This window comes from Novosphingobium aromaticivorans DSM 12444, assembly GCF_000013325.1.
Classification (GTDB): domain Bacteria; phylum Pseudomonadota; class Alphaproteobacteria; order Sphingomonadales; family Sphingomonadaceae; genus Novosphingobium; species Novosphingobium aromaticivorans.
Window position 1 is genome coordinate 3,447,632 of sequence record NC_007794.1, and the last position, 18,128, is coordinate 3,465,759.

The window sequence follows — 18,128 nt, forward strand, 5'->3', positions numbered from 1 at the left end:
GACCCACTTCAGCATAACAGCTAGATGGCGCGCCTGCCGGATGACGCGAACGGCAGGCTGATCGCCATTCCAAGGAAGAAGTAGCACATCGTCACCATCTGTCCGAAAAAGGCGACAGTGAACCCGGTGATCAACAGAGTCAGCAGGCTTGCCGCGACGCCAATGTAGGTGTTCCGATCGAACCCGCGCGTCTTCGATGCAGATATTGCGAGGTGATATATACCGTAGCAAAGGACGAACAGGAACGCGACGGACACGACCAGGCCATGCCGCATGGCCAGAAGCAGCCAGTGATTGTCGACACTGGTCCCCATCCAGGCAAGTCGCTCCCAATCCGAGAACCCGATGCCGAACAAGGGATGCTTAGCCACCGATTGGGTTCCGTATTCCCAGATATAGAGGCGATAGCGCCCGGTGGCAGGATCGAGCGTATACCTGATCAGGACCGGGATAAGCCCTCGCTGCGAAAGAAGATGCAGCAAGCTGGCGACCAGAACGCCTGCGCCGATGATCAGGCGCCAGTTCAGGAATTGCACCTTCTTCTGGACCCAATCGGTCACGAGGATGCCCAGCCCGATGAGAAGCGCCAGAAACGCGCCGGAGCTTAGCGAGAAGAAGCCACAGACGGACCCCACGATGCCCAGCTTGCGCGGCAGGCCTCGTATCCCGGAGTAGATGTAGAGCGGGAGGAAAAGCGACAAGTAGATCCCGCCGAGGATAGGGTGTGAAAACGGACCCGACGCGCGCAGAAGCCCGAGGCGGGTTTCCTCGATGAACTTCGCACTGCCTACCGCGACGCCGTTCTCATAGGACGAAAGCCGCCCGAAAATCGATGCCGCCGCAGGCTTGACCAAAGGAACGTGAGAAAAGCTTTCCAGCGCCATGGAACCGCCGGCAATGGCTATTCCCGGCGCGGCTATGATCAAGAACCGCCGCAGATCGGTCAAGTTTTTGATGCAAACACGCGCCACGAGATATGGAATGACAGTGTCGAACGCCAGAGGGGCGGAGCGGAGAAGTCCGGTAATCGGATCATAGTACACCATGAACGAGATGAGCATCCAGGTGACGCCTGCCAGCATTACGCCGTCAACCGCCCGGTACCTCAACCCACCACCAACCAACTTGGTTATCAGCCACGGCAGGAGCAGAAAGCCCGCGACACGCGGCGGATAGAAGGTCTGGTCCGCAATGTCGAAGCGCACCTCCATCGGGATGATGGTGGCGTAGAACAAGATGATGGCGGGCAGCAGCGCTCGAAACGCCGAGACCGGCCGAGGCCGGGCGGCGGGCCTGTAGGGCGCCCGCGATGCAATCGATGCGTTCATGTTATTGCCAATTCCTGCAAGGCAGCATGGGTAGCCCCGCCCACCCCGACCCGGCAAGAAGAAATGCCGCATCGCAACAAGCAGAATCCATTTTCCTACAATATTCACACCATGCTAGCCGCCGTTCTGGTTTTGTTCAGAAAGGTTCAAGACATGCCCATCGACCTCTTCTCTTCCAGTTCGGACAGCGTCATCTCGCCCGCGGCGCGTTGCTTTGCCATCGCGCCCAGCGACTCCGAGGAACTTCCGTTCGTCACCAAGGCGATCTACGTCGGCGAGGCGGGCAACGTCGTACTGCGCAGCCTTTCGGGCACGGACTTCGTCACGTTCGCCAACGTGCAGGCCGGCACGATCATCGATGCCCGCGTCCGCCAGATCCGCGCCACCGGCACCTCCGCCGCCTCGATCGTGGGCCTGGCCTGATGGCGCGGCTGGGCTTCGGCTTTCGCGGCGGCAGGCGATCCGCGATGCGGGGGGGCGCCGCCGCGCGCCCCGCCCTGACCCCGGGCGATGCATGGAACGGCACGGCGGGAAGCGGCTTCGCCCAGGTTCCCGCCGATCCCGTCCGCACCACGGCAAAGCCGGCGCTGCGCCTGATGGTCCCCCCGAACCAGGCCTTCACGGGCGAGCTTCTCGTCGGCGTCTACGCGGCAGCAAACTGCAACGGATCGCTTGCCGACAATCTCGGCCTCGCCAAGGTCCGGTTTCATTTCGAGGGCAGGCAGATCGATATCGCCGCCCCCTCGTTCGAGACGTTCGACGATGCGAACGACCAGCCCGTCACCTACTACGGCTGGTGGGTGCGCCTGAGGCACGACGGTCGCAATGGCGATGCCAGCCTCTACGTCGAGGCAGTGCCCGCCGACCCGACCATGCAGAGCCGCGTGATCGGGCCATACCTTTTCATGCCCTCGGCGGCGCTCCACGATCTTGAGCTGACTGTCGCCCCGTCGCTGCCGACCGTCGCCGGGTCGCGCTACCAGTCGATCACCGCCGCGCTGACCTATTGCGCGGCGCAGGGCCGGCAAAGGCCGCGCATCACGATCACCGAGGCACGCGACGACTATCTGCTGGGCGGGATCGGCGCTCCGTTCACCTACACCACCGCAAAGGGCCGTGCCACGATCGAGGCGAGCGTACCGGTCACCATCCGCGGCACCACGACATATGCCGATGCCACGCCGCGCACCAAGTATGACGGCCTCTGCTTTCGCGGCGCCAACATCACCATCGACATGGCGACAGCGGCCAACGTCTATCACGAAGGGGTAGGCAACCAGCACTGGTTCGATGGCGTGAAGGTGATCAATTCGGCGGGACGCGGCGCGCTTGCCTACCTCGGCGGACCGCGCCAGTACGGCGTCGCGCGGAACAACCCCTACCTGACAGAGTGCCAGATTTCGGACCTCCCGACGGCGGTCAACGGTGCCTCGCTCGTGCGCGGTTGCACCATCACCCGGGGCTTTGCGGATGCCTTTACCGAAGTGCGTTGCGCTGTCGGCAACCGGCTCGACGATCATGACGGCTATGTCGACTGGGCCAAGGACGTGAACGCGTTCACCGTCACCTATACCGGACCGGGCACGACGGCGACGCTTGAACTGGCCGGGGTCAACGAGGCCGGCAGCCGCACTTTCACCGCGAAGGTCGACGGCACTACCGTCGGGACCTTCACCACCGACCGGTTCTACACCGCCACGAACGGACGCAACTCCTCGGTGGTGAACTGGCTGAACGGCCTGTCGGGCTGGTCGGCCGCGCTCCAGGACGACACGCGCCGCGCCAGCGTGCTTTCGGTCGTCGGCGGCAAAGGCGCAGGCTTCACCGCGCGCAACTGCAAGAACGTGACCCTGCAACTCGTGACAATGTTCGATCAGCACGGGGACGTCTGGCAGCACCTCACCACCGGCAGCCCGATCACCGAAAACGTGATCGTGGCCGACAACGTCATCACGAACTTCGCCGGACAGTGCTTTTTCATCGCATCGTCCTTCGCGGCGCGGGACTTCATCTTCCTGAACAACGGCTTCCACGGAAAGCCCGGACCGAGTTATGCCGGCGACTACAACGTGAGGAACGACTTCTTCTCGCAGGTGAGCCGGTCCGGCGTGAAGTCGCACGTCGTCTTCGCGCACAACTCCATGACGCAGGGCTGGCTGCTGCGCCCGGCCGATGGCTTCAATGCGGACGGCTACTGCCTTTGGGCGAACAACGTCGCAAGGAGCATGGCATGGGTGGGGACGCCCGATGCCGACATCCGGATCGTCAACAACCACCTTCTGGCCGGCGCCACGCTGCCGGCCGGAACGACCGGAAGCTCGATGGGCGGCACCGAGGAGGACCTCTGGCAAAATCCCGCCGCCGGCGACTTCACGCCCCGGGGCGCGCTCCTGACCAACCTCAAGCCCCCCTCGCTCAGGAACGACAGGAACCGCAAGGCCCGAGGGGCCTCGGATTGCGCCGGGCTCATCGCCTTGCAGTAAGCCCGCGCAGTGCCCCCTCGCCGCTTGTGCGCGGGGGCGCTAGCGGGCGATGCCGATTTCCTCTGCGATGGCTGCGCACAGCGCTGGCACGAAGGGGTAAGGATCGGAGCGCACGTAGCTTTCGTTGCGATACGCGTTCACCGGCGCGCCATGTTCGGCACAAGCCCGGGACAGCGCGTCGGCCAGCGCCTTTTCGGTGATGCTGCCGACGCTTCGGATGTTCGGATGGAACGTCGAGAGATCCTTTCCGAAATACCCGTTGGTGATGGTCCGCAGCCCCATGTGGGCCATCTCCAGCGGGGGATAGCTTGGGTGCGGAGACGCCATCAGGCTGAGCCCCACCGAACTGGAAACGAGCATTTCCGCGTATTCTTCAAGCGACAGCTTGCCCACCGATTCCAGCATCCGCCCCTGCCCCAACGCAATCGGCTTATGCGCGGTGCCGGCCGAGACGACCTCCCATTCGGCCGCCTCCGGAAAATCGCGCACCCAGCGGCGAAGGCCGCGGACGATGGCGGGAAAGCAGTTGCGCGCAATTCCGGGGCGCCCGTAGACAAGTATGCGCTTGCGGCGCTCGCTTGTCGCGACGCTATCGAGATAGGGCCGGAGCTTGTCGTTTATGACCGGCTCGAGCAGGAACGACCGCTCCGCCGAATGGCCCACCTGCTCGAAATACCATTGCAGGTTTGAGCTGTTGAACACCCCCCACAGCCGTTCGGTCCGGTCGTATGCCTCGCGCGAGAGCATATGCGCCGACGAAAAGGGGTAGAAGTGGGGCTCATACTCCTGGATCAGGAAGACCAGCGGCTTCATCGCCTGGGCGAAATGCGCGGCCTGCCGGGCAAGCAGGCCCTGCAGGTTAAGCGTCATCCAGGTGCTGTAGGACACGAAGACATCGCGGCGGCGCACCGGTATGGCCTCGGTGGACGAGCGCACCGCGTGGAACGCGATCCGCTCACCCTCGAGTCCGAACCTGCCCGCGCGCTCGGCTATGATCGACAGATCGGTCTCGCGATCGGGCTCGGCGATGATGACGCGCAGGTCGAGGGGCGTCTTGCGCGACAGATGCCGCGCAAGTTCGAGAAAGACGTCTATCCCGGTGGTGACGCCGCCGAAGGCCGTGGCCCGTGTCAGGTTCGAGATCACGAAGTTCAGCCGCGGCGCCTCCGAGGCATCGGGCACTAGGACATATTCCGCCAGGACGACGTCATCGATGGGCGGGGGCGTCGCCAGATCGCGCACGTCCTTTATCAGGCGCTTGAGTCGCGCCGGGATGACCCGCTTGATCGATGCCCGTAGCGCGCCGCTCACGACTTGCATCCCTTGCGCGCGACGACGATCAGGTATTCGGAATTGGCAAGCGTGTGAGGCGCCGCTTCGGCCGCCTTGCGCTCGTAGTCGGTACGCTCATCCGGCGGAACCGCGTCCAGCGACAGCGGCCACGTCAGCGAGCGCACCCAGTCGCGCATCATCGACCGCTCCTCCTCGAGCCCCGCCGCCGCCAGCACGCGGCGCAACCCGTCGCTGCTGGGCACGGTCAAGTGACGCGGCGCCTCAAGACCTCTCCAATAGCGGCCAAACACGTCAAGACCGGTGGCATGGGCGTTCGGCGCCTCGCAGTAGAGCCGTCCGCCGGGTTTGAGCATGCCGGCAAGCTGTTGAACCAGCGCAATTGGATCGGCAACGTGTTCGATCACGTGGTTGATTGTGATGCAATCGAACGCCTCGGCCCAGTCCTGCTGCGCCACTTCATCCGTTGAGAACGCAGCGATGCCTTCGGCCTTCAGCGGCGCGATGGTTACCGGATCGAAATCGACGCCGGTCACGTCGTAGCCAAGCGCGCGCATCTGCCGCAGGTACGTCCCGCCACCGCAGCCATAATCAAGGATGCGCGCAGGAGCCGGCGGTGCGAAGCGATGCATCGCATCGAGATGGACAAGGCCCGGAGCGAGCCGGCGATAGACTGCCGCGCCCAGGCGTTCGACCGGCCCCGACCGCCCGCCGAACCGCGTCCGGACATAGCAGTCGCGCAGCCAGCCCTTGATCCCGCGCTCCGCCCGCCCGCCATCCACCACGGCATGGGTATAGTAGGACGCATAGGCCCGCGGAAGGTCCTGCGGCGCGAGCCTGCGGCTCATCCACAGGCTGCCGCAACCGTTGCAGCGTTCGAAGTCGAAGCCGCCCTCGACGTTGTGAAAGAACCAGTCCTCGACATCGCTCGAGGCGCGTTCGTGGGCGCTTTCGCCGCAATAGGCACACGACGAGACTGATTCCAGCATATGGTCCTTCCGGGATCTGTGTCGGGGTTCTTGCACGGCGATCACGCCGCTTTCGCCGTCCAGCGGGGCAGGAAGCGGGCGAGCGCGGTCTTGTCGAGTTGGGATCGGACTTCGTCGGGCATTTGGACAAGCATGAGCACGCCGCCCGCCCCGCCAAGGACGAAGGCAGCGAGGAATGCGCCGACCCAGCCCTGGAACATCTGCCCGGCCACAATCGAAAGCAACACGAGCGCGACAGGACCCGCCAGCCGTGCCGCCATCTCGCGCGTCCACAACTTCGCAGCTCCCATGAGCAGCACGCAGTCGACCGCGCAGCGCAAGGTGAAGGCGGCGGCGACGCCCGCGAGCCCGTAGTTCATTCCCAGCAGATACAGCGCAGCCGTGTAGAATGGCAGCTCCGCCACGTGGAGCAGGGCGGTAAAGCGCGGATTTCCCCGCGCCTGGATATAAGCGTAAGGCACACCCGCGATTGCGTTGGCCCAGAATCCGGTGATCACGATCTGGCCGATGAGGATGGATCGCGGATCAAGCTTTGTGCCGATCCACAAGTGCAGCAGCGGTGCGGCGAGGCAGGAAAGTCCGATCACCATTGGCGCGTAGACCTGCGCGATCAGCACGGTCGAACTGCGGCATCGCTCCTGCGATCTTTCCCCGCTGTCGGACGCGAACCGCGGAAAAAGGACCTGCGATACGGCATAGGGGAACATGGCCGAGCGGCTCGCGATCTGGAACGGCACGGTATAGACCGCAACCGCCGTGGCCCCGAGCGTGCCACCGATCACGAAACGATCGGCCATCGTCATCATGGGTCCGACGATCATCGTCAGCAGGATCCAGGCGCCGAACGTGAACAGGTGGCGGAATTCGGCGAGGGAGACCGATATCGCCTGCCCTCGCAGCATCGTCAGCCACGCACCTCCCGCCGCGATCAGAAGGCCGATCGCCCGGCCGAAAAGCGCCGCGAAGATAAGGCCGGTGAGATTGCTGCCGACATAGTACGCGACGAGCAGGGGGAGGACCTGCATCGCGATGGAACTGACAAGGTTGCCCGCCGAAACCAGCTTGAACCGCTCCAGCCCCATCAGGGCGCCCGCAAAGACACTGGTGATGGCAATGACCGGAATGCACAGCGCCAGCGCAACCCGCGATGCCATCATCTCGGCCCGCAGGCTTTCGCCCACCTTGAACGGACCGGAGAAGAAATATCCGGAAGCTCCATAGACCAGGAGGGCGCTCAACAGGCTGAAGACCATGACGCCCGCAATGCCCGACCACAGCGTCTCGGCATTCTGCTGGCGCGATTGCCGTCCCAGGGCCGAGATCCGGTGCGTGATCGCACGGGCGATGCCGAAATCGGCCTGCCCGAAGTAGCCGAGGAGAAGCCAGGCGATCAGCAGCGCGCCATAGCGCTCGCCGCCGATGACATGCAGATAGATCGGCACCGTCACGATGCTTACGACCATCGGGATTGCCGCACCGGCAATACTGTAGACGGCGTTTACCGCGAGGCGCATGTCATATCCGGAAGCAATCTGATTCCCACTTCGTCGAACCGGACGCGCCCCCGTGCGCCCAATTGCAGTCGGAAACTCTATGGGTTTTTCCGGAGGCGTGTGCTAGCCCCATTTTGCAGCGCAGCAGACGGGTTGTCCCGAAGGAAACATGAACGCGAACAACCGGACCGGCGACGTCAAGGCAATCGCCATTCACCTTCCGCAGTTCCATCCCGTCCCGGAAAACGACGCCTGGTGGGGCAAGGGCTTCACGGAATGGACCAACGTCACCAAGGCCCGACCACTGTTTCCCGGCCATCCCCAGCCGCACCTGCCGTCAGACCTTGGCTTCTACGATATGCGCTTGCCGGAAACGCGCGCGGCGCAGGCCGAGCTGGCCCGGCAGTACGGCATATCGGCCTTCTGCTATTATCACTACTGGTTCGGCGGCAAGCGCATCCTCGAGCGTCCGGTGAACGACATCGTCGCCTCGGGAGAGCCCGACTTTCCGTTCTGCCTGTGCTGGGCGAACGAGAACTGGACAAGAACCTGGGACGGCAAGGATTCAGCGGTCCTGCTCGCCCAGAACTACGGGCCTGACGACGATCTGGCCCATTTCCGCGAACTTCTGCCGATCTTCTCCGACCCCAGATACTTGCGCATCGATGGCAAGGTCGCCTTCTTCGTCTATCGACCCGACCAGCTTCCCGATGCCCGATCGACAGTCGCGATCTGGCGCGAAGAGGCGCGCAAGGCGGGTCTTGGAGAACTGTTCCTCGGCGCTTTCATGACTTCGGCGTTCGACGTCGAGGCTAGCGGCTTCGACGTGGCCGTGGAATTTGCTCCAAACAAGTTCAGCCCGCCGCAGGCTTCGGGATTTCGGCGTCTGCTGACCCGTGCATGGTGCCGTATCTTCGCTCGCCTGCGCGGTACCCGGCAGGCCGCGATCCATCTCTACGACGATCTCGCGCGCGGCATGACCGAAAGCCCGCCCCCGGCCGGCGTTTCGCCCGACCGCTGGCTGCGCTGCGTCACGCCCGGCTGGGACAATTCGGCCCGCAAGAAGAACCGCCCGCTGATCTTCGTCGGCTCCACGCCGGAACGCTACGGGCGGTGGCTGCGCGAAATGGTGGCGTGGACACGCCGCAACGCCCCGCCAGAGCGCCGCTTCATCTTCATCAATGCCTGGAACGAATGGGCCGAGGGCAACCACCTCGAACCCGACCAGCGCAACGGTCACGCCAATCTAGAGGCGACCGCCCGCGCACTCGACGAAGGCAACCGCGACGCGGCGAATGGCTAGACCGGCCCGATCGGGAACCGGTCCAGCCGGGCAGATCAGCCGCGATCCTTGAGCGGCCGCCACCACGCTTCGTTGTCGAAGTACCAGCGCAGGGTGCCGCGAAGGCCTGTCTCGAAGTCGTGCTGCGGCACATAGCCCAGCTCCGCACGCGCCTTGGTCTCGTCGATTGCATATCGGCGATCGTGCCCCTTGCGGTCCTCGACGAAGGTCTTGAGTTCGCTGGTCGCCCGGCCCTTGGCGGCGGGCGCATCCGGATAACGCTCCGCAAGCCCCTCGACTTCGACGAATGCCCGATCCACTTCCGCGCAGATACGGTCGATAACCGCCATGTTGGGCAGTTCCTCGCCGCCACCGATGTTGTAGGTCTCGCCGGCCTTGCCGTTCTTCAGCGCCGCCTCGATTCCCCGGCAGTGGTCCTCGACGTAAAGCCAGTCGCGCACGTTCATGCCGTCGCCGTAGATCGGCAGCGGCTTGCCCGACAGCGCGTTGAGGATGAACAGCGGGATCAGCTTTTCCGGGTAATGGTACGGCCCATAATTGTTCGAACAGTTCGTCGTCGTCACATCCAGACCATAGGTATGGTGATAGGCGCGCACGAGGTGGTCCGATGCGGCCTTCGACGCCGAATAGGGCGAGTTCGGCTGGTACTGCGTGGTTTCCGAGAAGGCCGGATCGCTGGGACCGAGCGACCCGTATACTTCGTCGGTCGAGATGTGGTGGAAGCGGTGGGCGCGGCCCGAACCTTCGTCCAGCCAGACCTTGCGCGCGGCCTTGAGCAGGCTGTTGGTCCCAAGGATATTGGTTTCGATGAAGGCGTCCGGTCCGGTAATCGAACGGTCGACATGGCTTTCTGCGGCGAAGTGGACGAGCGTCGCGATGTCCCGCTCGCGCAGCAGCTTCTCGACGAGGTCGGTGTCGCGAATGTCGCCCACCACGAGTTCGGCCTGTTCCACCCCCGCAATGGTCGACCGGTTGCCAGCATAAGTCAGGCAGTCGAGCACGACGATCGTGTCGTCAGGGTGCTGCTGCGCCCAATAGTGGACGAAATTGCCGCCGATGAAGCCGGCGCCGCCGGTGACAAGCAGGTTAGACAAGAGCCTTTTCCTCTTTCAGCATTGTCTTGAGATTGGTGCGCCAATGAACGTGCGCGTCGCCCAGCAGGCTTCGCGTACCGCTGACGTCGAGCACCGAGAACGAAGGACGCTTTGCCGGCGTCGGATAATCGGAAGTTGCGATCGGGACGATGGCGGGAATGCGCGCGATCAGCCCAAGGGCATGGGCTTCCTCGGCGATGGCCACGGCAAAGTCGTACCAGCTCGCCACGCCTGCATCGCGATGATGATAGATGCCGGGCCTGTCGGCCGCAGCAAGGCCCCACAGCGTCCGCGCCAACCCCGTCGCCCAGGTCGGAGAGCCGATCTGGTCGGCCACAACGCGCAGCTCTTCGCGCTCGCGCATGAGACGCAGCATGGTGCGCACGAAGTTCGCCCCGCCGGCGGCATAGACCCAGCTCGTCCGCACGATGATCGCGTCATCGCCCGCCGCATCTTCGCCCGCCGCCTTGCTCGCGCCATAGACGGACTGCGGGTTGCGCGCATTGCCGGGCCGATAGCCGTGTCCGCTGGCACCATCGAACACGAAGTCGGTCGAGACCTGTACCAGGCGCTTGCCCGATCCGGCCAGCGCCCTTGCGAATGCGCCCGGCGCACCGGCGTTGATCGCGTTGGCCAATTCCGGCTCGCTTTCCGCCTTGTCCACTGCGGTATAGGCCGCGGCATTGAACACGAGGTCCGGCTGCTCCGTCTCGACGATGCGGGCGATGGCATCGGCATCGCCAAGATCGAGCGCAGCGCGGTCAAGCGCCACACAGGTCCAACCTTCGGGCGCAGTCGCGAGCAGTGCCCTGCCTAGCTGGCCGCCGACGCCGGTGACCAGCGCCTTCACGCGAAGGCCTTCACGTCCGCAAGCCTTACGCCGTCGGCATCCTTCGCGGAAAGCTTCGGTTCGATCCCGTCGAGGGGCCAGTCGATGCCAACGTCCGGATCATCCCACGCCAGGCTGCATTCGTGTTGCGGCGCGTAGGGCGCGGTGCACTTGTAGAGGAAGTCGGTATCGTCCTCGAGCGTCAGGAACCCGTGGGCGAAGCCCTCCGGAACCCAGAACATGCGCTTGTTCTCGGCCGAAAGGACGACCCCGGTCCACTTGCCGAAAGTTGGCGAGGACTTGCGCAAGTCGACCACTGCGTCGAATACGGCGCCGCGCACGACACGGACCAGCTTGCCCTGCGGCCCGGGGTTCTGGAAGTGCATGCCGCGCAGCACGCCCTTCTGCGAACGACTGTGGTTGTCCTGCACGAACGGAAGGTCGAGCCCGGCCTTGGCAAAGGCCTCGGCGTTCCAGCTTTCCATGAAGAAGCCGCGTTCGTCGCCGAACACGCGCGGTTCGAGAACGAGCGGCCCCTCGATATCGCATTCGATGATGTTCACAGTGGCCCCTTCTGGGTCAACAGTTGCAGCAGATATTCACCGTAGCCGGACTTGCGCAGCGGCTGGGCGATCCTTTCCAGGCCCGCATCGTCGATGAAGCCCTGCCGCCAGGCGATCTCTTCGGGGCAGCAGATCTTCAGACCCTGCCGCTCCTCGGTAATGCGGACATAGGTCGCGGCATCGAGCAGCGAACCGTGCGTTCCGGTATCGAGCCAGGCATAGCCACGCCCCATGATCTCGACCGAAAGTTGGCCCTCGTCCATGTAGAGACGGTTGAGATCGGTGATTTCCAGCTCTCCGCGCGGCGACGGCTTGAGGTCGCGGGCACGCTCGACGACGGTCTCGTCATAGAAGTAGAGACCAGTGACCGCGTAGTTCGACTTGGGGCTCTCGGGCTTTTCCTCGATCGAGCTGGCGCGCCCCTCGGCGTCGAAGGCAACCACGCCGTAAGCCTCTGGATTGTTTACGCGATAGGCAAAGACACTTGCACCGGTCGGTCGGTTATTGGCGTTCTGCAGCAATTGCGGCAGGCCGTGCCCGTAGAAGATGTTGTCACCCAGCACGAGCGCGCTGGGGCTGCCCTTCACGAAGTCCGCGCCGATATGAAAGGCCTGTGCCAACCCGTCGGGGCTTGGCTGGACCGCATAGCTGATCGCGATGCCGAACGCCGACCCATCGCCCAGAACACGCTGGAACTGCACCGCATCCTCGGGCGTCGTGATGATCAGTACATCGCGAATTCCCGCCAACATCAGGGTACTAAGCGGATAATAGATCATCGGCTTGTCGAAGACCGGCATGAGTTGCTTCGAGACGCCGCGGGTAAGCGGGTAAAGCCGCGTGCCGGAACCGCCCGCCAGGATGATGCCTTTCCTGCCGGTTCCTGCTGTTGAATCGCTCACAGTGCGGGATACTCCTCGTGACGAACCAGATCGGCCGGCAAATTGCCGGCCGCCATCAAATAGACCATGACACCGTTACAATGCCAATACTTGCGCGCCCCAAGGTCCGGAACGCGCGCGCCCGGATCCCCGTCCGCGTTCTGCATTGCAACATCAGGGGATAAGGTCAACTACGGATAGGATGGCGTGCGACGGGCGCACCATCAGCCGAGACGGAGCCAGTTGACCATTTCCGCCTCGCGCTCAGCTCCGGATCTCACGACCTCGTCCCGCGAGGCAACCAGATAGCGCCGCGCGCGGTTGAACAGCCACGCCGGATAGCCCAGCCACCGCCGCCAGTCGTCGTGCCGCGATCCGGCGAAGGCGGCAAGCTGGTGGGGATTGGGCCGGAATGCCCGCGCAACAGCCGCCCGCCAGCCGCTGTCACCGCTGGTTTCCGCCTCCAGCCGCCGCATCATCTTGTTGCGCTCGGATGCCTCCTTGTCCTGGAGCATCGCGACATGCGCCGATGCCAGGTGCAGGTCCGGCACGCATTCCTTGTTGGCCAGGTGCGCGGGCGGCCAGCCCGCGCCTAGCTCCGCAGCCACCGTCGCCAGCAGGCGAAGCGAATTGGCGAGGCCCAGCCGCGCCGCCTCTGCCTCGATCCAGCCCCAGTCCAGTTCGTTGCGCTGCACAAGAAAATGCAGATCGGCCAGCACCAGCGGCCCATTCTCGAAAGCATGGTGGAGCGTCGCATGTTCGACCAGGTGGAGAAAGTTCGCACGCGATGAAGGAACGCGGACCTGTGCGCCGAGAAGGGTCAGTTCGGTCGCCTCGCCGCGGATCAACTCGAGCAACAAGGGCTCCTGCGCCCAGCCCCGCGCGTTGATCCTGTGGTGGACCTCGATGGTAAGTTCGAACTCCACGTCCTGCAGTTCGGGCATCTGGTGCCCGTACTCCACGCCATAGGTCCCCGCCCAGGGCGCCAGCCGGTATCCTTCGGTGCGCAGGAGCAGGTCTTGCGCCGCGGGTGCTTCGTCCGGCGTCAGCAGCAAGTCCACGTCGCGCAGCGGCCGCAATGCCTGGTCGGGATAGTCGCGGTGCGCCAGACCGAGGCCCTTGAGCACGATCGGATGGAATCCACCCTGCGCCAGAACCCCGATGAGCCGCTTCAGCGCGACCGCCTGACGCAGGCCATAGAGCGCGTGCCACTGGCAGGCCCGGTCGATCTCCTGCAAGGCAGACGCAGGAACGATCGGCTGGATGCCCGCGATCGCGATGCTCCGGCGGACCAGGGGCGCAGCGCGCTTGTCCTCCGCGAGCGCGGCAAGGTCGCTCCAGCCCTCCTCGTCCAGCCCCCGAAACGCCATCTCGTGGTCAGCATCCGGCGCAGCGCAAATGCGCAGCAACAACGTCTCGTGCGGCGCTTCCGTCACATTCCGTGCGGTCATTTCAAGGTGCCGTGGCATGCGTCCCCAGATCGACGATCTGGTCCGCAAGTTCAAGCAGCCCCGCTCGATGACCGAGGATGAGTATCGTGCAGGAGCCCTTGAGGGCCCTGATCGTACCCCGCACCGCGTTCTCGTTGGCCCCGTCGAGTGCGGCAGTCACTTCGTCGAGAATCAGCAGGTCCGGTTCGCGCAAAAGCGCCCGCGCCAGCGCCAGCCGTTGCCTCTCGCCGCCCGAAAACTGCCGCCCCGCCTCGCCCACGCGGGTCTGCAGGCCCAGCGGCAGAGCCTGCACGAACGACAGCGCGGCCGCCCGGTCGAGCGCCCTCTCCAGCGCCGCGTCATCGTGTCCCGGCAGGCCCCAGCACAGGTTCTCGGCAATCGTCCCGTCAAACAGATAGGGCACCTGCTCGACATAGGCGACCCGCCGCCGCCAGCGCACGCGCGCGCCATCGCGCAGGACCTCGCCGTCGATGGCCACTTCGCCTGCGTCGGGAGAGATGAGCCCGCCCAGCATGTCCGCCAGGCTGCTCTTGCCGACACCGGACGGGCCGCAGATCGCCACGACGCACCCAGCCGCGATCGACAGGTCGAAGTCATCGAAAACCGGGCGCTGCCGCCCCGGATAGCGCAGCGACACTCCGCGTAGTTCGAGGCGCTCGCGCAGGACGGGCGGCGGCGAACCGTCGTCGGCATGTTCCTGGTGTGCACGGGCCTGCGCGACGAGGCCGTGCAATGCGTCGAGCGCGGGGCGGTTGAACGTCCATCGCCGGACCGAATGCTGGATGCCCGAAGCGATCGGAACCAGCCGCGCCATGATCACCAGGACGGGCACCAGGACGGTTAGTGGGGTGTGAAAGCGCAGAAGCGCCACATAGATGAGCGCGCCGAGCATGGCGGCGGCAATCGCCTGGAACGCGACGTGCGCCAGCGAGACCGAGCGATGGAAGCGCAGCTCCGATTCCTCGACCGCTCGAGCCGTTCGGGCAAAGCGGCTGGCCAGCGAAACCTCCGCGCCGCCGATGCGCGCAGCGCGCAGATGGAACAGGCCGTTGGTGACCTGCTCCTGCATGGCCTGGTAGGCCTCGCCATAGCGCTCGCCCTCGCGCAGCTTTCGGGCCCTGAGAAGGACCACTGCGATCGCGACCACGCCAGCGGCAAAAAGCGACACTGCGGTGAGCTGCCACGAGATCGCGAACGCCGTCGCGATCAGGACCACTCCCGTAATTGCCCAGGTAGCCACCGACAGCGCATCTTCGCCAAGCGAGCCGACGCGGTCCGCCTCGCCCACGATCCGCGCTGCATGGGATGCGCTGCTCTGGCCGCTCAACCATCGCCATTCCGCACCCAGAACCGCAGTATATGTGTCGATGCGGATGTTCCGCGTCATGGTGAAACCAAGCTGCGTCTTCGCTTCGAGCACGAGATAGACGATGACCGCCCGGAACACGACAAGCCCGACCACGCTGGCAAGCAACAGTTCCACGGGCATGCCCTGCAAGGGGGCAAGATAGCGTCCCAGTTCTCCGAGGCCGGCCCCCTCCCCGGCAATGACCCCGGTGATCGGGACAAGCAGCAGCAGCCCGATGCCCTCGGTCAGGCTCGACACCGCCATGAGAATGCCGATCCAGGTCAGTCGGCCAACACCCGCCGCATCGACCAGTTGCCGCAGCGCTGCCACTGTCGTGCGTCGCGTTTCAGCCGACATTGCGGCCTTCCACATGGCTGACGAAGCGCGCCGAAACCATGGCCCGTCCGACTGCGGCGTTGATCTTGAAGTTCGATCGGCTTTCGGGCCTGTCCGAGCCGTCCCATTCGCGCAGGTTGGCGGCAAGACGCTCGAAATCGAAGATCTTCGCCAGGCGCTCGTCCGCCTTCATCCGCTCCATCTCGGCGATAAGATCCTCACGGTCCCGCGCAAACCGCTGTGGCCAGTCGCTGCTCTGGGCGCCGATGCGATTTTCCAGCCGGACCATCTCCGGGACCCGGCCCTGCATCAGCCGCCGCGCCAGCCAGCGCGTCTGCCCATCGCGCAGGTATTGCTCGTCCGGGATGCCTGCGCAAAACTCGAGCAACGGCAGGTAGGCCGTCGGGTCGCGCATCGGCACGCCGTAGAGAAGCTGGTAGCCGAGGTAGATTTCCGGCGCACCGTCGTTCAGCGAATCGACAACGTTCGCCCGCCACGTCCTGGCCGATGGGATGTCGTAGAAATCAATATCGTGCCCCCCGGCTTCCGCGCGATCCAGCACGCCGCTTTCACGGGCAAAGTCCTCGCGCATGCCGCACCAGGTCGCGAAGGCCGAAGGTCTCCACGGGCGATGCCGGTCCATCTTGCGCTTCCAGCGCACGGGTACGTGGGGCATCACGGCGAGGGAAATCAGCTTGCGCCAGAATGGCCGCGGGTCGTCCGACTTGCCGATTTCCCGCAACAGTCGAAACCACTGCCCCTCGCGCAGCCAGGTCGGGTAACCGGTCAGACCGTCATAGCTGAAGCCGGAATTGCCGAGGTCTCCGGTCAGCATGAGGTCGCAGCCCAGATCGGCCGCCTGCTCGAGCGAAGCATGGCTCCAATGGGCGTTCATCTCGTTAAAGACGGGCCATCCTCCGACGAGGAACTGCCGGTGACCCCGCTCGCCATAGCGGAAGTCCGCCGCTTCGATGAAGTGCGGCTCGATCTGCGGGTACATAGCACAGAGCGCGCGGACGTGCGCCGATTCGTCGCCGAATATTCCGGGCCGGGGAGGCGGGGTCCAACCTTGCATCGGAACCGAGGTGAAGGCTTGCAATCGCCGTCCCGCCGGCAGGCGCTTCACCGCATAGCTGGCGACGGTCTGCGAATCGAAACCGCCGGACAGCAGGATGCCGGGCGCGCTCGAGCCGTCCATTGTTGCCGAAACCGCTTCGTCGAACAGCACATCCAGTGCTTCGACGTAGTCCTCGTCGCGCCGTAGCCTGATTTCAGGCGCATCCTTCACCGACCAGAGGCGGCGCGCCTTGAAGCCCGAGGGATCGTGCACTTCCTCGCCGCCGCCGGGAACGCGGTGCATGCCCGCGTAGAAACTGGTTCGCCCGTCCGGGGAAAACAGCAGAAGCTCGTCGGCAACGCGATCGTCGTTGATCCTTGCCGGTACGCCGCTCGCCAGGATCGGGCCGGGCAGCGAGGAGATCACGATCCGGGAACCGTCGCGCCACACGTGCAGCGGCATGTTGCTGGTGCCCGAACGCGCCAGCCGCAGCGAGCGGCGTTGCGGGAACCATTGCAACGCCGCGTAGTCGCCAACGATTGCGCGATAGGCCGCCTCGCCCATGCGCGCCGAGACCGCCGCATAAAGGTCGGCATCGTCCATTCCCTGCTTCAGGTCGAAGCGCCGCAGGAGGTCGGTGCGATTGAAGATGCGCCCCGCAAGCAGGACGTAGGACCCGTCCTCCTGCTCGCGAAAGCTGCCGCGCCGGTTCTGGGCCGAACGGCCAGCGGCAATCGGCTTCTCCTCGCGGATGGCAAGGGCGGCGCCCGGAACGCACCCATGAATGATGTCGCCGGCCTTGCCGAGGGCCATCGACCGGGTCACGCGCTCCCAGCAGGGCGAGAACCAGTCCCCGCCATCGAGGTCGATTGCGGCAGTCAGGATGAGAACGGTCTTGGTCAAGTCCTGTCACGCACCGGTCGAGGCTGATCGAAAGTCATGATCGATCGATACTCTGCACGATTGCATTCGCCCACAAGCATTTCGCCGCACACCTCGGTCCAGGCGTGATAGGCATCGGGTCCGGTCCGGTCGGTCACGTGGAAAGCGATGACGAGGCGTGACGGAATCCACGCCAGGCGCAGCAGCACCTGCAGGGCGACCGCCTTCGGCAGGCACTTGCTTGTTCCAGGCAGTCGCTCGGCAGCGCGTTCCACGCATCCGGCAAGTAGTCGGGCGTGGGCATGACGCGGGCCATCAAAGGCCTCGGCGGGCGGAGATTCAGGGATTTGAGTGGCGACAGGCGAACCGGACATTGCCCCGAGAACGGGACTCCAGGTCCTTAACGGAAGGCACGAAACGACAAGGCGCGCCGCCGTGAGCGCCAAGGTGGCCTTCAGGACGTTGAAGCGAAGCCACCAAATTCTGGCGCCACCGGAAGAATCGAGGCGCCCGTCCTGCTGATCAGACAAATTCGGCGAAACCCGCCGCCACGAGCTGACTGGCGAAGCCTTCGACCGCGGCAGCGCATTCTTCCGCTGAAATGCCATATTCCTGGACGAGATCGGCAGAAATCGCCTCAAGATTGGCCTGGCGATCCAGAGCATTCCAGATCTCCAGGCCGACACCCTTGAGGGAAAAGAATTTCCCGGTTCCGGAGTGGATCATCACAAGTTCACCGTCGACTTCCGTGGCACAGAACGACGAATCGACTTTACGCAAGACAAGGCTCATCTGCGATGG

At 64.6% G+C, this 18,128-nt stretch carries 16 protein-coding genes; 3 read left to right on the forward strand and 13 right to left on the reverse strand.

Going from position 1 to position 18,128, the window contains the following annotated elements:
• Nucleotides 1–20: 20 nt before the first annotated feature.
• A complete protein-coding gene (locus SARO_RS16390) occupies nucleotides 21–1,328 on the reverse strand; it encodes an O-antigen ligase family protein (protein WP_011446865.1) in 1,308 nt (435 codons plus the stop codon).
• 153 nt (nucleotides 1,329–1,481) lie between these two features.
• Here SARO_RS16390 and SARO_RS16395 point away from each other — a divergent pair, with 153 nt between their 5' ends.
• The gene (locus SARO_RS16395; protein WP_011446866.1) at nucleotides 1,482–1,751 is read left to right on the forward strand and encodes a spike base protein, RCAP_Rcc01079 family; all 270 of its coding nucleotides are present in this window, start codon (nucleotides 1,482–1,484) and stop codon (nucleotides 1,749–1,751) included.
• A gap of 44 nt (nucleotides 1,752–1,795) precedes the next feature.
• Nucleotides 1,796–3,811, forward strand: a complete 2,016-nt coding sequence (locus SARO_RS16400) for a hypothetical protein (protein ID WP_143004826.1) — start codon at nucleotides 1,796–1,798, stop codon at nucleotides 3,809–3,811.
• Between the two features lie 39 nt (nucleotides 3,812–3,850).
• On the opposite strand, the gene SARO_RS16405 is transcribed toward SARO_RS16400, so the two are convergent.
• The 3 genes from SARO_RS16405 to SARO_RS16415 are packed head-to-tail and all read right to left on the reverse strand — an operon-like array spanning nucleotide 3,851 to nucleotide 7,604.
• Complete coding sequence (locus tag SARO_RS16405) at nucleotides 3,851–5,131, reverse strand: hypothetical protein (RefSeq protein ID WP_041550546.1); 1,281 nt, start codon at nucleotides 5,129–5,131, stop codon at nucleotides 3,851–3,853.
• A complete protein-coding gene (locus SARO_RS16410; protein WP_011446869.1) occupies nucleotides 5,119–6,090 on the reverse strand; it encodes a class I SAM-dependent methyltransferase in 972 nt (323 codons plus the stop codon). The genes SARO_RS16405 and SARO_RS16410 overlap by 13 nt, the downstream gene beginning before the upstream one ends.
• 41 nt (nucleotides 6,091–6,131) lie before the next feature.
• A complete protein-coding gene (locus SARO_RS16415; RefSeq protein ID WP_041550547.1) occupies nucleotides 6,132–7,604 on the reverse strand; it encodes a flippase in 1,473 nt (490 codons plus the stop codon).
• A 148-nt stretch (nucleotides 7,605–7,752) separates the two neighbouring features.
• On the opposite strand from SARO_RS16415, the gene SARO_RS16420 reads away from it, so the two are divergent.
• Nucleotides 7,753–8,886 (forward strand): glycoside hydrolase family 99-like domain-containing protein, encoded by a 1,134-nt coding sequence (locus tag SARO_RS16420; protein ID WP_011446871.1) that lies wholly within the window; start codon nucleotides 7,753–7,755, stop codon nucleotides 8,884–8,886.
• Nucleotides 8,887–8,921: 35 nt separating this feature from the next.
• Here SARO_RS16420 and rfbB read toward each other — a convergent pair whose 3' ends face one another.
• From rfbB to SARO_RS16465, 9 genes are all read right to left on the reverse strand, one after another.
• A complete protein-coding gene (gene rfbB / locus SARO_RS16425; RefSeq protein ID WP_011446872.1) occupies nucleotides 8,922–9,980 on the reverse strand; it encodes a dTDP-glucose 4,6-dehydratase in 1,059 nt (352 codons plus the stop codon).
• Nucleotides 9,973–10,830, reverse strand: a complete 858-nt coding sequence (gene rfbD / locus SARO_RS16430; protein ID WP_011446873.1) for a dTDP-4-dehydrorhamnose reductase — start codon at nucleotides 10,828–10,830, stop codon at nucleotides 9,973–9,975. The genes rfbB and rfbD overlap by 8 nt, the downstream gene beginning before the upstream one ends.
• Nucleotides 10,827–11,372, reverse strand: a complete 546-nt coding sequence (rfbC, locus tag SARO_RS16435; RefSeq protein WP_011446874.1) for a dTDP-4-dehydrorhamnose 3,5-epimerase — start codon at nucleotides 11,370–11,372, stop codon at nucleotides 10,827–10,829. Before rfbC ends, rfbD begins: the two co-directional genes overlap by 4 nt.
• Entirely contained in the window at nucleotides 11,369–12,274 is a 906-nt protein-coding gene (gene rfbA / locus SARO_RS16440) for a glucose-1-phosphate thymidylyltransferase RfbA (protein WP_011446875.1), read from the reverse strand. The genes rfbC and rfbA overlap by 4 nt, the downstream gene beginning before the upstream one ends.
• A gap of 203 nt (nucleotides 12,275–12,477) precedes the next feature.
• Complete coding sequence (locus SARO_RS16445) at nucleotides 12,478–13,722, reverse strand: nucleotidyltransferase domain-containing protein (protein ID WP_011446876.1); 1,245 nt, start codon at nucleotides 13,720–13,722, stop codon at nucleotides 12,478–12,480.
• Nucleotides 13,706–15,409, reverse strand: a complete 1,704-nt coding sequence (locus SARO_RS16450) for an ATP-binding cassette domain-containing protein (protein ID WP_011446877.1) — start codon at nucleotides 15,407–15,409, stop codon at nucleotides 13,706–13,708. The genes SARO_RS16445 and SARO_RS16450 overlap by 17 nt, the downstream gene beginning before the upstream one ends.
• Nucleotides 15,399–17,348 (reverse strand): asparagine synthase-related protein, encoded by a 1,950-nt coding sequence (locus SARO_RS16455; protein ID WP_011446878.1) that lies wholly within the window; start codon nucleotides 17,346–17,348, stop codon nucleotides 15,399–15,401. Before SARO_RS16455 ends, SARO_RS16450 begins: the two co-directional genes overlap by 11 nt.
• Entirely contained in the window at nucleotides 17,345–17,935 is a 591-nt protein-coding gene (locus SARO_RS20760) for a lasso peptide biosynthesis B2 protein (protein ID WP_083760930.1), read from the reverse strand. Before SARO_RS20760 ends, SARO_RS16455 begins: the two co-directional genes overlap by 4 nt.
• Nucleotides 17,850–18,119: a PqqD family protein gene (locus SARO_RS16465; RefSeq protein WP_011446880.1), complete on the reverse strand. Its 270-nt coding sequence runs from the start codon at nucleotides 18,117–18,119 to the stop codon at nucleotides 17,850–17,852. The genes SARO_RS20760 and SARO_RS16465 overlap by 86 nt, the downstream gene beginning before the upstream one ends.
• Between the last annotated feature and the right edge of the window lie 9 nt (nucleotides 18,120–18,128).

Coding starts and splice junctions, on each gene's coding strand:
- SARO_RS16450 (WP_011446877.1), bottom strand. CDS start 15,409: ATGTCGGCTGAAACGCGACGCACGACAGTGGCAGCGCTGCGGCAACTG.
- SARO_RS16465 (WP_011446880.1), bottom strand. CDS start 18,119: ATGAGCCTTGTCTTGCGTAAAGTCGATTCGTCGTTCTGTGCCACGGAA.
- SARO_RS20760 (WP_083760930.1), bottom strand. CDS start 17,935: ATGGCATTTCAGCGGAAGAATGCGCTGCCGCGGTCGAAGGCTTCGCCA.
- SARO_RS16420 (WP_011446871.1), top strand. CDS start 7,753: ATGAACGCGAACAACCGGACCGGCGACGTCAAGGCAATCGCCATTCAC.
- SARO_RS16390 (WP_011446865.1), bottom strand. CDS start 1,328: ATGAACGCATCGATTGCATCGCGGGCGCCCTACAGGCCCGCCGCCCGG.
- SARO_RS16410 (WP_011446869.1), bottom strand. CDS start 6,090: ATGCTGGAATCAGTCTCGTCGTGTGCCTATTGCGGCGAAAGCGCCCAC.
- SARO_RS16395 (WP_011446866.1), top strand. CDS start 1,482: ATGCCCATCGACCTCTTCTCTTCCAGTTCGGACAGCGTCATCTCGCCC.
- SARO_RS16415 (WP_041550547.1), bottom strand. CDS start 7,604: ATGCGCCTCGCGGTAAACGCCGTCTACAGTATTGCCGGTGCGGCAATC.
- SARO_RS16405 (WP_041550546.1), bottom strand. CDS start 5,131: ATGCAAGTCGTGAGCGGCGCGCTACGGGCATCGATCAAGCGGGTCATC.
- SARO_RS16445 (WP_011446876.1), bottom strand. CDS start 13,722: ATGCCACGGCACCTTGAAATGACCGCACGGAATGTGACGGAAGCGCCG.
- SARO_RS16400 (WP_143004826.1), top strand. CDS start 1,796: ATGCGGGGGGGCGCCGCCGCGCGCCCCGCCCTGACCCCGGGCGATGCA.